A 14084-nucleotide genomic window follows, 5' to 3' on the forward strand; every position below is an offset into this window, starting at 1 on the left:
GTACAGTAATATGGTCATGGCGGCATGACCATATTACTGGGGATCCCTCAGCCCGGCCGGGAGAGGGAATTTACTCTCAGGAGGCGACCGCCTCGCCTTCCCCCAGATCCAGCTGTCGGTTGGACGGCTGCACGAAGTACGTTTTATCTTCCCAGCGTAAGCAGGTTAAATCCCCGCCCCAGCAACAACCGGTATCTAGACCGTAGATCCCTTCCGGCGTGCCTTTCCCTTCTAGCGCGGCCCAGTGGCCAAACACCACGCTGTACTCACTGGTGACCGGCCCGGGAATCGCAAACCACGGTTTAAGTGGTGCAGGTGCGCTTTCCGGCGTCTCTTTTGAGTACATATCCAGTTGCCCGTTCGGGAAGCAGAAACGCATCCGTGTGAGCGCGTTCGTGATAAAACGCAGGCGCGCCAGGCCGCTCAGATCTTCACTCCAGTGATTTGGCATGTCGCCGTACATGGCATCAAGGAAGAAGGGATAGGAATCGCTCGCCAGCACGGCTTCTACGTCACGCGCGCAGGTTTTGGCCGTCTCAAGATCCCACTGTGGGGTGATCCCGGCGTGTGCCATGACCAGTTTTTTCTCTTCATCGATCTGCAACAGGGGCTGACGACGCAGCCAGTTGATCAGTTCGTCGGCGTCTGGCGCCTCCAGCAGCGGGGTGAGACGATCTTTCGGCTTATTGCGGCTGATGCCGGCAAAGACGGCGAGCAGATGCAAATCATGGTTGCCTAGCACCATGCGAACGCTGTCGCCCAGCGATTTTACGAAGCGTAAAACCTCCAGGGAGCCTGGCCCACGCGCCACTAAATCGCCCGTTAGCCAGAGAATATCCCGTCCTGGCGTAAAGTCGACCTGTTTTAATAATGCGATCAGTTCATCGTAGCAACCGTGAACGTCGCCAATCAGATATGTAGACATTAGATTAATGAATGAGTGTTGTAACGGCGAGACGGAACACAGGAATAGCAACGCGGAACACATTGCCATCGACGTCGACCATTTCATAATGGCCTTGCATGGTACCCAGCGGCGTTTCGATCACTGCACCGCTGGTGTACTGATACTCTTCGCCAGGGGCGATGTGGGGCTGTTCACCAACCACACCTTCACCCTGAACTTCGATTTCACGGCCATTGCCGTTAGTGATAAGCCAGTAACGCCCGAGCAGTTGCACAGGCATCCGCCCCAGGTTGCGAATGGTCACGGTGTAGGCGAAAACAAAACGTTCTTCATCGGGTGAGGACTGCGACTCAACGTAAACGCTTTGTACCTGGACACAGACGCGGGGCGAATCAATCATGGCTTAACTCTCCTTCGGCGGCGCATTTTCGCTAATGTAATTAGCCAGTTTACAGTACTGCTCAACAGAGATGTTTTCTGCTCGCATAGCCGGGTCAATGCCCAGCTCGGCCAGCACGTCAACGGTGAACAGATTGCCGAGGCTATTACGGATCGTTTTACGGCGCTGGTTAAAGGCTTCTGTGGTGATGCGGCTCAGTACGCGCAGGTCTTTGACCGGGTATGGCATCGTTTTATGCGGCACAAGGCGCACAACCGCAGAGTCGACTTTTGGCGGCGGCGTGAAGGCAGACGGCGGCACTTCGAGTACCGGGATCACATTGCAGAAATATTGTGCCATCACGCTTAAACGACCATACGCTTTACTGTTCGGCCCTGCAACCAGACGGTTTACCACCTCTTTTTGCAACATGAAGTGCATGTCGGCAATGGCATCAGTATAGCTAAAGAGGTGGAACATCAGCGGCGTGGAGATGTTATAGGGCAGGTTACCGAATACGCGCAGCGGCTGACCCATTTTTTCCGACAGCTCGCCAAAATTCATGGTCATGGCATCTTGCTGATAAATCGTCAGCTTCGGCCCAAGGAACGGGTGCGTTTGCAGACGAGCAGCGAGATCGCGGTCGAGTTCGATAACGGTCAGTTCGTCCAGACGTTCGCCGACGGGTTCAGTCAGTGCTGCCAGACCGGGGCCGATTTCAACCATCGCCTGGCCTTTTTGCGGATTAATGGCCGAGACAATACTGTCGATCACGAACTGATCGTTGAGGAAGTTTTGCCCGAAGCGTTTACGGGCTAAGTGGCCCTGATGGACTCGATTAGTCATTGAGTATTAACAATCATTTTGATGGCGAGATTAAGCGCCGTAATAAAACTGCCGACATCCGCTTTTCCCTGGCCTGCCAGATCCAGCGCAGTACCGTGGTCAACGGACGTTCGAATAAAAGGTAAACCGAGGGTGATATTCACACCGCGGCCAAAGCCCTGGTATTTTAGCACGGGCAGGCCCTGATCGTGGTACATCGCGAGCACGGCATCGGCATTATCCAGGTATTTGGGCTGGAAAAGGGTATCGGCAGGCAATGGCCCGCTCAGGTTCATCCCTTTCGCCCGCATTTCATTCAGCACCGGAATGATGGTGTCGATCTCTTCAGTCCCCATATGCCCGCCTTCCCCGGCGTGTGGGTTCAGGCCACAGACCAGAACGTGCGGCTGTTTAATACCGAATTTGGTCTGCAGATCGTGATGCAGTATCCCGATGATCTTCCGCAGCAGTTCAGGGGTGATGGCGTCAGGAATGGCCTTAATCGGCAGATGGGTTGTTACCAGAGCCACCCGCATCGCTTCCGTCGCCAGCATCATCACCACTTTCGGGCTGTGCGATCGCTCTTCAAAAAACTCGGTATGTCCGGTGAACGGAATGCCAGCTTCGTTAATCACCCCTTTGTGGACAGGGCCTGTAATCAGGGCAGCAAATTCCCCCTTTATGCAACCATCGCAGGCGCGCGCCAGGGTTTCGACAACATAGTGGCCGTTTTCAGTGCTGAGCTGACCCGGAATAACAGGAGTACGAAGATGGACGGGAAGAAGCGTGAGCGTTTCGGCTTGCTGCGGTGCAGGCTGCTGGCCTTCAACGTAGGGGATAAGCGTTAAAGGCAGACCGAGCAGTGAAGCCCGGTCTTGTAACAGTGTTGCATCAGCACAGACGACCAGTTCCACCGGCCAGCTACGTTGGGCAAGCTGGACCACGAGGTCAGGCCCAATCCCGGCGGGTTCGCCGGGGGTGATCACAACACGATGCTGTTTCATTAGTTGCTCAGAACTTTCACGTAAGCGCTGGCGCGTTGTTCCTGCATCCAGGTTGCCGCTTCTTCAGAGAACTTACGGTTGAACAGCATACGATAGGCTCTGTCTTTCTGCGCTGCGTCGGTTTTATCAACGTTGCGGGTATCCAGCAGTTCGATCAGATGCCAGCCAAAGGAGGAATGTACCGGCGCACTCATCTGGCCTTTGTTCAGCTTCATCAGCGCATCGCGGAATGCCGGATCGTAGATATCAGCAGCCGCCCAGCCCAGGTCGCCGCCCTGGTTAGCAGAGCCAGGATCCTGAGAGAACTCTTTTGCGGCATTCGCAAACGACGTTTTTCCGCTCTTAATGTCCGCAGCAATCTGTTGCAGCTTCGCACGCGCCTGATCGTCTGTCATGATCGGTGACGGTTTCAGCAGAATGTGGCGAGCATGAACTTCGGTGACGGAGATGTTCTGGCTCTGACCACGCAGGTCGTTGACTTTCAGGATGTGGAAGCCAACACCTGAACGGATTGGACCCACGATGTCGCCTTTTTTCGCCGTGCTCAGCGCCTGGGCAAAGATGGATGGCAGTTCCTGAATACGTCCCCAGCCCATCTGGCCGCCTTTCAGCGCCTGTTGGTCTGCAGAGTAGGTAATGGCCAGCTTGCCAAAGTCACTGCCGTTACGTGCCTGCTCAACGATAGCGCGCGCCTGGCTTTCCGCTTCAGCGGCCTGGTCAGACGTTGGGTTCTCTGGCAGCGGGATCAGAATGTGGCTCAGGTTCAGCTCGGTGCTGGCATCGTTCTGGTTGCCCACCTGTTTTGCCAGCGCGTCGACTTCCTGCGGCAGGATGGTGACGCGGCGACGAACTTCATTGTTACGCACTTCTGAGATCAGCATCTCTTTACGGATCTGATTACGGTAGGTTGAATAGCTGATGCCATCATAGGCCAGACGACTACGCATCTGATCCAGGGTCATATTGTTCTGCTTAGCGATGTTAGCGATCGCCTGATCGAGCTGCTCGTCAGTGATCTTCACGCCCATTTTCTGACCCATTTGCAGGACAATCTGATCCATGATCAGACGTTCCAGGATCTGATGGCGCAGCGTTGCGTCATCCGGAAGTTGCTGACCAGCCTGGCCCGAATTGAGCTTCACAGATTTCATCAAACCGTCAACGTCACTTTCGAGCACGACACCGTTGTTAACCACAGCGGCGACCTTATCAACAACCTGGGGGGCCGCGAAGCTGGTATTCGCAACCATAGCGACACCGAGCAGCAGCGTTTTCCAGTTCTTCATACTTTTTCCATTTCAATTAACCGCAAAGCGGATTACGTTGCAAAACAAGCACATTACAAGGAACTGCGGTACGGCAGAATGTTCGAGCGCAGCATCTGCTGCGTGCCCAGGCCGTAGTTGGAGCTCAGGCCGCGCAATTCGACATTAAAGCCAATCACGTTATCGTATTTGCTCTGATTGTTTTGAGTATCCCAGCCGTTAAGCTTGCGTTCGTAGCCGACACGCAGCGCATAACAGCAGGAGTTATATTGCAGACCAACCATCTGGTCAGCAGGCTTGTTGGCGTTAGTGTCAAAGTAGTAAGCGCCCACAATTGACCAGCGGTCAGCGATTGGCCAACTGGCTGCACCACCCACCTGCGAAATCCCGTCTTTGTACTGTTCTCGGGTGGCATAGTTCGGCAGAGTTACCTGAATATATTCCGGGCTGGCGTAACGATAGGTCAACTGCACCATACGATCTTCATCGCGACGGTACTCGACGGCTGCACTGCTGGTCGCAATATTGTCGAGACGCGTGTCGTACTGCAGACCCCCGCGTAAGCCCCAGCGATCGGTCATGCGCCAGTAGGTATCGCCCGCCCACACCAGCGAACCTGTTTTGTTGTCTTTCTCCCAGTTGATATTGTCATCACCGGTACGAGACTCGGTGAAATAGTAGATTTGACCAACAGAAACGTTAAAACGTTCAACGGCAGATTCATCATAAACGCGCGTTGTGACGCCGGTCGTTAACTGGTTTGCGGAAGCAATACGGTCGAGACCGCCGTAGGTACGGTCACGGAACAGGCCGCTGTAATCAGACTGCAGGAAAGCGGAGTCATAGTTCTGGATTTTGCTCTGATCGCGATAAGGCACGTACAAATACTGCATACGTGGCTCAAGCGTCTGCGTATACCCATCCGCCAGTAGACCCATATCGCGCTCGAAGATCAACTTACCGTCCATTTTGAATTGCGGAAGAACGCGGTTCACGGATTCGTCAAGGTCGGTGCCATAACGGTTGTTATACCAGTCCACATTTTTCTGCTGGTAATGGGTCGCCATCAGCTTGGCTTCGGTATTCAGACTCGACCAGTTGTTCGACAGCGGTAAATTGATCGTCGGTTCTAAATGAACACGCGTGGCTTCCGGCATGTCCGAGTTGGTATTGACGAAATGCACTGCCTGCGCGTAGATGCGGGTATCGAATGGACCAACATCGTTCTGATACCAGTTCACATCCAGCTGCGGTTCTGCACCGTATGTGCTGGTATTCTGACTGCTAAAGACCTGGAACTGCTTCGTCGACACCGTGGCGTTGAAGTTCTCGATGGCATAGCCAACGCTAAATTTCTGCGTGGCGTAGCCATCGGTACTGGAGCCGTACTTGGAATCGAAGTCGTTGAAATAGTAAGGATCGCTGACTTTGGTATAATCGACGTTAAAACGCCAGACCTGATCCATGACACCAGCGTGGCGCCAGTAGTACATCCAACGGTGTTTATCACCTTCTGTTGGGTGCTCATCCTGGAAGACCTTATCTGATGGCAGGTAATCCAGCTCCATCAGACCTGCACCAGCCTGAGTCAGATAGCGGAACTCGTTTTCCCACATGACGTTGCCGCGCTTATGGATATAGTGCGGCGTGATCGTGGCGTCCATGTTGGGCGCGATGTTCCAGTAATACGGCAGATAGAACTCAAAATAGTTCGAGGTGCTGTATTTAGCATTTGGAATCAGGAAGCCTGAACGACGTTTGTCGCCCACGGGAAGCTGCAGGTATGGGCTATAGAAAACCGGCACCGGGCCGAGTTTAAACCGGGCGTTCCAGATTTCTGCGACCTGTTCTTCACGGTCGTGAATTACCTCACTTCCGACCACGCTCCAGGTATTCGAACCCGGCAGACAGGAGGTGAAGGAACCGTTTTCCAGAATCGTATAGCGGTTTTCACCGCGCTGTTTCATCAGATCTGCTTTACCACGCCCCTGACGACCTACCATCTGGTAATCACCTTCCCAGACGTTAGTATCTTTGGTGTTCAGGTTTGACCATGCTTTCGGACCTTTCAGGATGACCTGATTGTCGTCATAGTGCACATTACCCAGCGCATCCACCGTTCGTACCGGTTCGGCCGCACCTTCCGGCTGCTTCTGGTGCAACTGCACTTCATCTGCCTGCAGGCGGCTATTGCCCTGATTAATATCCACACTGCCCGTAAACGTGGCATTGTCAGGATAGGTTCCTTTAGAACTGTCGGCAGTAATGGTTACCGGCAAGCTATTTGTATCGCCACTCACCAGTGGGCGATTATAACTTGGGACGCCAAGCATACACTGCGAGGCAAGATCGGCCGCCAGCCCCTGTTGACTGTACAGGGCGGTGCCAATCATTGTGGCCAGGAGGGTGGGGATACGTTTTTTCATACGTTATATTTTAGTGTTCCGTCATCAGTGGCTACGGCTTACAAACGCTCAGAGACTATCTTACTCATCAGCGCAGTACCAGCGTTAATCCTGCCCGTTTGCGTGCCAGAGTGTTAGGCTCGCTATCGAATGACGAGTATGATAATGCAAATTATAGGCGATGTCCCTCAATTGACCGTGGCTCGACCACTGTAATGATGGCGTTGCGTCGACAAGGGACATGACTATCCGGGGAGTATATGCAGTATTGGGGTAAAATCATCGGCGTTGCGTTCGCCATCATCATGGGTGCCGGGTTTTGGGGCATCGTACTTGGCCTGATTATTGGCCATATGTTCGATAAGGCACGCAGCCGCAAAATGGCGTGGTTCGCCAACCAGCGCGAGCGTCAGTCCCTCTTTTTCTCCACCACCTTTGAGGTGATGGGGCACTTAACCAAATCAAAAGGGCGGGTGACGGAAGCCGATATCCAGATTGCCAGCGTATTTATGGACCGCATGAATCTGCATGGGGAATCTCGTGTGGCGGCGCAAAATGCGTTTCGCATCGGTAAATCGGATAACTATCCGCTGCGCGAAAAAATGCGTCAGTTCCGCAGTATCTGTTTCGGCCGTTTTGATTTAATTCGGATGTTTCTGGAGATCCAGATTCAGGCGGCGTTTGCCGACGGGTCTCTTCATCCGAATGAACGCGATGTTTTATACGTGATTGCCGAAGAGCTGGGGATCTCCCGCATGCAGTTCGACCAGTTCCTGCGCATGATGCAGGGCGGCGCACACTTTGGCGGTGGCTATCAACAGCATCAATCCTCTGGCGGCGGCTGGCAGCAGGCGCAGCGAGGGCCGACGCTGGAAGACGCCTGTAACGTGCTTGGCGTGAAACCTTCGGATGATGCGACAACCATCAAGCGCGCCTATCGTAAGCTGATGAGTGAACATCACCCGGATAAACTGGTCGCGAAGGGCTTACCGCCAGAGATGATGGAGATGGCGAAGCAAAAAGCGCAGGAAATCCAGAAAGCGTACGAGCTGATAAAAGAGCAGAAAAATTTCAAATAAAAAATGGCCCGACACAGTCGGGCCATTTTTTTTAGAAGTCCACCGGGGCTTTAAACGTCATTGCGTTGCCAAACGCCGGGTGGGTGATGGTGAGCGTCTGGGCATGAAGCTGCAGACGCGGCGCTGAAGCCAGCGCCTCCGGTGGGGCGTAAAAACGGTCTCCCAGAATCGGATACCCCAGTGCGAGCATATGCACACGCAGCTGATGTGAACGCCCGGTAATGGGCTTAAGCAGCACGCGTGCCGTGTTATCCGGCGCGTACTCCAGCACTTCATACTCGGTTTGCGCGGCCTTGCCCGTCTCATAGCACACCTTCTGCTTTGGCCGGTTTGGCCAGTCGCAAATCAGCGGCAGATCCACCAGCCCTTCCGCCTGCGCGGGATGGCCCCAGACGCGTGCGACATATTGCTTTTTCGGCTCACGCTCGCGGAACTGGCGTTTGAGTTCACGTTCAGCCGTTTTGTTCAGCGCCACCACAATCACACCGCTGGTTGCCATGTCCAGGCGATGAACGGACTCCGCCTGGGGATAATCACGCTGAATACGTGTCATCACGCTGTCTTTGTGCTCATCCAGACGCCCCGGCACGGACAACAGGCCGCTAGGCTTGTTGACCACCATAATGTGTTCATCCTGATAAAGGATAACCAGCCACGGGTCTTGCGGCGGATTGTAAGGCTCCATCACCATCTTGTGCTCCGTTTACTGATGCGTCACAACGATAAGACGCAGGGCATCCAGACGCCAGCTTGCCTGATTCAGGCTTTCCAGCACCTGCTGACGGTTGCTCTCAATCGCGGTCAGTTCGTCATCACGGATGTTTGGGTTCACCGCTTTTAACGCTTCCAGACGAGACAGCTCTGCAGACAGTTTCTCATCGGCTTCCTCGCGAGCGGCATCAATCAGCGTCCTGGCCGCTTTTTCGATCTGCGTTTCACCCAACTGCAGAATGGCGTGCACGTCCTGTTGTACGGCGTTGACCAGTTTGCTGCCCGTGTGGCGGTTTACTGCGCTCAACTGGCGGTTGAAACTCTCGAATTCAACCTGTGCAGCCAGGTTGGTGCCGTTTTTATCCAGCAGCAGACGCACTGGCGTTGGCGGCAGGAAGCGGGTGAGCTGCAGCTGTTTCGGCGCTTGCGCTTCCACAACATAGATCAGCTCAACCAGCAGCGTACCAACGGGTAATGCTTTGTTTTTCAACAAGGAAATCGTGCTGCTACCCGTGTCGCCGGAAAGGATCAGGTCGAGGCCGTTGCGGATCAACGGGTGTTCCCAGGTGATGAACTGCGCGTCTTCGCGAGACAGCGCCACGTCACGCTCAAAGGTGATGGTGCAACCATCCTCCGGCAGGCCCGGGAAATCCGGAACCAGCATATGATCGGATGGGGTCAGCACGATCATGTTCTCGCCGCGATCGTCCTGGTTAATCCCGACGATGTCGAACAGGTTCATGGCGAAGCTGATCAGGCTGGTGTCGTCATCCTGCTCTTCAATGCTTTCGGCAAGCGCCTGCGCTTTTTCGCCACCGTTGGAGTGGATTTCCAGCAGGCGGTCACGTCCCTGCTCCAGCTGCGCTTTCAGAGCCTCATGCTTTTCGCGACAGGATTTGATCAGCTCATCAAAACCGTCCGTATTTTCCGGCGCTGCCAGGTAACCGATCAGATCCGTATGCACCTGATCGTAAATGGTGCGTCCCGTCGGACAGGTATGTTCGAACGCGTCCAGACCTTCGTGGAACCAGCGTACCAGCACCGACTGAGCGGTTTTTTCCAGGTAAGGGACGTGGATCTGAATATCATGCGCCTGACCGATACGGTCCAGACGGCCGATACGCTGTTCCAGCAGGTCGGGGTTGAACGGCAGATCGAACATCACCAGGTTGCTGGCGAACTGGAAGTTACGCCCTTCAGAACCGATTTCAGAGCACAGCAGAACCTGTGCGCCGCTGTCTTCTTCACTGAACCAGGCCGCGGCGCGGTCACGCTCGACAATGGACATCCCCTCGTGGAACACGGCGGCTCGAATACCTTCGCGCTCGCGCAGAACCTGCTCCAGCTGCAGCGCGGTGGCCGCCTTGGCGCAGATCACCAGCACTTTCTGTGAACGATGAGCCGTTAAGTAACCCATCAGCCATTCAACACGCGGGTCGAAGTTCCACCAGGTTCCGGTATCGCCTTCAAATTCCTGATAAATCTGCTCCGGGTAGAGCATGTCGCGCGCACGTTCTTCCTGGCTTTTGCGCGCCCCCATAATGCCGGAGACTTTTATCGCCGTCTGATACTGCGTCGGCAGCGGCAGCTTGATGGTATGCAGTTCGCGTTTCGGGAAGCCCTTCACGCCGTTACGGGTGTTACGGAACAGCACGCGGCTGGTGCCGTGGCGGTCCATCAGCATATCGATCAGCTCTTTACGCGCGGAACCCGCGTTGTCGCTGTCACTGTTGGCTGCCTGCAGCAGCGGCTCAATATCCTGTTCGCCAATCAGATCGCTCAGGGTGTTGAGTTCGTCATTCGAGAGGCGTTTGCCCGCCAGCAGCATGGCGACTGCATCGGCAACCGGGCGGTAATTATTCTGTTCTTCGACAAACTGCTCAAAGTCATGGAAGCGGTTTGGATCGAGCAGGCGCAGACGGGCGAAGTGGCTCTCCAGCCCCAGTTGCTCCGGCGTTGCGGTCAGCAGCAGGACGCCCGGCACGCGCTCGGCAAGCTGTTCAATCGCCATGTATTCACGGCTCGGTGCCTCTTCGCTCCAGACCAGGTGGTGCGCTTCGTCGACCACCAGTAGATCCCACTCTGCGTCGCACAGATGCTCAAGACGCTGCTTGCTGCGGCGCACGAAGTCCAGGGAGCAGATGACCAGCTGTTCGGTTTCAAACGGGTTGTCTGCGTCATGCTGGGCTTCGGCGTAGCGCTCGTCGTCAAACAGCGAGAAACGAAGGTTAAAGCGGCGCAGCATCTCAACCAGCCACTGGTGTTGCAGCGTTTCCGGTACCACGATCAGCACGCGCTCAGCGGCGCCAGAAAGCAGCTGTTGATGCAGGATCATACCGGCTTCAATGGTTTTACCGAGGCCCACTTCGTCTGCCAGCAGTACGCGAGGCGCATGACGACGGCCAACGTCATGGGCGATATTCAACTGATGAGGGATCAGGCTGGTGCGTTGACCACGCAGGCCGCTCCACGGCATGCGGTACTGTTCACTCTGGAATTTACGTGCGCGATAGCGTAGGGAGAAGCGATCCATACGGTCGATTTGCCCGGCAAACAGGCGATCCTGCGGCTTGCTGAAAACCAGTTTGCTGTCGAGCAGCACTTCGCGCAGGATGACATTGCTCTCGTCAGTGTCGAGGCGAGTCCCAATGTAGGCGAGCAGACCATTCTCTTCTTTTACGTCTTCAACCTTTAGCTGCCAGCCGTCGTGGCTGGTCACGGTGTCACCTGGATTGAACATCACGCGGGTAACAGGGGAGTCATTGCGAGCGTACAGGCGGTTTTCACCGGTAGCAGGGAAAAGGAGGGTGACCATGCGTGCATCGACTGCAACCACGGTTCCCAATCCAAGTTCGCTTTCTGTATCGCTGATCCAGCGTTGACCAAGTGTAAAAGGCATATGTGTTCGGCTCTAATCTTTAATTGCAGGCAATAGTTCAACCACCGTCAAAAAAGACGGTCATCGAAAAATGGGTCCGGGAGTGGAAAGGGCGCTATGGTACTGGATGGCAGCGATTTCGTCACGTGTCAAAATAGGCCAAGCTGCCCTGTCACTAGTGTAGCAAAATCGTCGTCAATGAACGGCAAAATTCCATCCGCGACGGGCTGAAGCTGGCGCGTCAGGTAATGGTCGTAGTCCAGCGCAGAGTGTTGATAATCCACGGGCTCTGGCCCGTTTGTCGTCCAGACATATTTGATGGTGCCCCGGTTCTGATACTGCGGGGCGCGCCCCCGACGGACGTTCTCTTCATCCGCCAGACGCGCGGCGCGGACGTGTGGCGGAACGTTACGCTGATACTCGGCCAGCGGGCGGCGCAGGCGTTTGCGATACACCAGCTGGTTGTCGAGCTCGCCGGCCATCAGGCTGGCTATCGTCTCGCGGACGTAGTCCTGATAAGGCTCATTACGAAAGATCCGCAAATAGAGCGTTTGCTGGAACTGCTGCGCCAGCGGAGTCCAGTCTGTGCGTACCGTCTCCAGCCCTTTAAACACCATGCGTTGCTTTTCACCTTCCTGAATCAATCCGGCGTAGCGTTTCTTACTGCCCTGATCGGTTCCACGGATAGTGGGCATTAAAAAGCGGCTGAAATGGGTTTCATACTCCAGCTCTAACGCACTGGTTAACCGCTCTTTTTGCAAATGCGCTTGCCACCAGTCGTTCACGAAGGCGACCAGTTGTTTGCCAATTCGCGCGGCTTCCTCTTCGGCGTGCGCGCCCTTCAACCAGACGAAGGTGGAGTCGGTATCGCCATAGATCACTTCATAGCCCTGGGATTCGATCAGCGCCTTTGTCTGGCGCATGATCTCATGCCCGCGCATGGTGATAGACGAGGCGAGACGCGGGTCGAAGAAGCGACAGGCGCTGGTGCCCAGCACACCGTAAAAGGCATTCATGATAATTTTCAGCGCCTGAGAAAGCGGCTTGTTGCCGTGGCGCTTGGCCTCGTCGCGCCCGTGCCAGATCTGTCCCACGATCTCCGGCAGGCAGTGTTTCTCCCGTGAGAAACGCGCCCCCAGAAACCCGTCGGTGCTGTGCATATCGTCCGGCTGCGCCATCCCCTCTACCAGCCCCACCGGATCAATCAGAAAGGTGCGGATAATAGAGGGGTAGAGGCTTTTGTAGTCCAGTACCAGCACGGAGTCATACAGTCCCGGCCGGGAATCCATCACGTAGCCGCCAGGGCTTGCCTGCGGCGGCACGTCCCCCAGGTTCGGTGCGACGTAGCCTGCCCGGTGCATGCGGGGAAAGTACAGATGGCTGAATGCCGCCACGGAACCGCCGTGCCGATCAGCGGCAAGACCATTCACTGTGGCGCGTTCCAGCAGAAAAGGCATGATCTCGGTTTTGTGGAAAATCTGCGTAACCAGCTCACAATCTTTCAGGTTATAGGTGGCAAGTGCCGGTTTGTCTTCGTTGAAGCGGCGGTCGATCTCATCCATTCGGTCCCACGGGTTATCGATGGATTTCCCTTCCCCCAGCAGCTCCTGCGCCACTGCCTCCAGCGAGAAGGAAGAGAAATTCCAGAATGCGGATTTCAGTGCCTCGATGCCGTCGATAATCAGGCGACCGTTGGCCTGTGCGAAGAAGACGCCGTTTTTGAAACCGTGCTCGCGCCATTCCAGTTCGCTATGACCCCGCCCAAGCATGAGCGGGATGCGGTAACGCTCGGCGTGTTTTTGCAGTACCCGCAGGTCGAACTGCACCACGTTCCAGCCGATCAGGACATCGGGATCGCGATCGGTAAACCACTGGTTCAGTTTTTCCAGCAGCTGTGGCCGGCTGTTGACGTACTCCAGTCGGAAGTCCAGCGCGGAGGCATCACCATTCGGTGGCCCGAGCATATAGACAACCCGGTCGCCGCAGCCTTCAAGACCAATACAGTACAGTTCACCGTGACGGGTGGTTTCGATGTCCAGTGAGACCCATTTCAACGGCGGACGGTAGTGCGGGTTAGGTTTCAGACGGGCGTTAATCAGCCCGCCGTTGTGCGCCGTGCCATCAACCCAGACAGGGGCGGTAATAAACCGCTCCATCAGAAAACGTTCCGGGGGACGAATATCGGCTTCGTACAGGGTGACGCCCGCCTCGCGCAGCAGTTTTTCATAGCGCATCAGTTGGCGATGGGCGCGACAATAGAGGCCAAAAACCGGCTGGCGATGGAAATCCTTCAGCTCAAGTGGCGTGATGCGCCAGTTGTTTTCACCGCGCAGTAGCTGCTTTACTTTGTCGATGTGGGCTTCAGGAATAAATGCCACGGACTCCTGTGGCGGCAGGGTAACGCGCAGCGGGCCGTTGTCCGTCGCCAGCCAGAACTCCACCTCTGTTCCCTGAGGCGTATCCCGCCAGTGTCGGGTCAGTAAAAAACCTTCTTGCGCCTGCGTCACGCCGTTATCCCATAAAACAAAACCAGGCCTGATTATAGCCTGGTTAGCGGTTTTATGCTGGGTTTATATGGGTCTTCCCCGATCATGGTGGGAAGACTCAGAACGCCATATTCAGTTTTCCATA

General features: G+C 55.3%; 10 protein-coding genes. 1 reads left to right on the plus strand and 9 read right to left on the minus strand.

Features of this window, described 5'->3' with window-relative positions:
- Positions 1-76 precede the first annotated feature (76 nt).
- From apaH to lptD, 6 genes are read right to left on the minus strand one after another with little or no spacing between them, the layout of a single operon-like run.
- Positions 77-925: a bis(5'-nucleosyl)-tetraphosphatase (symmetrical) ApaH gene (apaH, locus tag HX884_RS22230; protein WP_178328806.1), complete on the minus strand. Its 849-nt coding sequence runs from the start codon at positions 923-925 to the stop codon at positions 77-79.
- Between the two features lie 4 nt (positions 926-929).
- The gene (gene apaG, locus HX884_RS22235; RefSeq protein ID WP_013095539.1) at positions 930-1307 is read right to left on the minus strand and encodes a Co2+/Mg2+ efflux protein ApaG; all 378 of its coding nucleotides are present in this window, start codon (positions 1305-1307) and stop codon (positions 930-932) included.
- 3 nt (positions 1308-1310) lie between these two features.
- Positions 1311-2132, minus strand: a complete 822-nt coding sequence (rsmA, locus tag HX884_RS22240; protein WP_013095540.1) for a 16S rRNA (adenine(1518)-N(6)/adenine(1519)-N(6))-dimethyltransferase RsmA — start codon at positions 2130-2132, stop codon at positions 1311-1313.
- Entirely contained in the window at positions 2129-3115 is a 987-nt protein-coding gene (gene pdxA, locus HX884_RS22245) for a 4-hydroxythreonine-4-phosphate dehydrogenase PdxA (protein WP_178328807.1), read from the minus strand. Before pdxA ends, rsmA begins: the two co-directional genes overlap by 4 nt.
- Complete coding sequence (surA, locus tag HX884_RS22250) at positions 3115-4401, minus strand: peptidylprolyl isomerase SurA (RefSeq protein ID WP_013095542.1); 1287 nt, start codon at positions 4399-4401, stop codon at positions 3115-3117. The genes pdxA and surA overlap by 1 nt, the downstream gene beginning before the upstream one ends.
- Positions 4402-4454: 53 nt before the next feature.
- Positions 4455-6806 (minus strand): LPS assembly protein LptD, encoded by a 2352-nt coding sequence (gene lptD / locus HX884_RS22255; protein ID WP_178328808.1) that lies wholly within the window; start codon positions 6804-6806, stop codon positions 4455-4457.
- A gap of 239 nt (positions 6807-7045) precedes the next feature.
- Between lptD and djlA the strand changes: the two genes are divergently transcribed.
- A complete protein-coding gene (djlA, locus tag HX884_RS22260) occupies positions 7046-7864 on the plus strand; it encodes a co-chaperone DjlA (protein ID WP_013095544.1) in 819 nt (272 codons plus the stop codon).
- 31 nt (positions 7865-7895) lie between these two features.
- Here the strand turns inward: djlA and rluA are convergent, their stop codons facing one another.
- From rluA to polB, 3 genes are all read right to left on the minus strand, one after another.
- On the minus strand, positions 7896-8555 hold the full coding sequence (gene rluA / locus HX884_RS22265; protein WP_178328809.1) for a bifunctional tRNA pseudouridine(32) synthase/23S rRNA pseudouridine(746) synthase RluA: 660 nt from the start codon (positions 8553-8555) through the stop codon (positions 7896-7898).
- A 12-nt stretch (positions 8556-8567) separates the two neighbouring features.
- Positions 8568-11474: an RNA polymerase-associated protein RapA gene (rapA, locus tag HX884_RS22270; RefSeq protein WP_045292756.1), complete on the minus strand. Its 2907-nt coding sequence runs from the start codon at positions 11472-11474 to the stop codon at positions 8568-8570.
- A gap of 128 nt (positions 11475-11602) precedes the next feature.
- Positions 11603-13960, minus strand: a complete 2358-nt coding sequence (gene polB / locus HX884_RS22275; RefSeq protein WP_178328810.1) for a DNA polymerase II — start codon at positions 13958-13960, stop codon at positions 11603-11605.
- Positions 13961-14084: the final 124 nt, after the last annotated feature.

The organism is Enterobacter sp. SECR19-1250, assembly GCF_013391025.1.
Taxonomy (GTDB): Bacteria; Pseudomonadota; Gammaproteobacteria; order Enterobacterales; family Enterobacteriaceae; genus Enterobacter; species Enterobacter cloacae.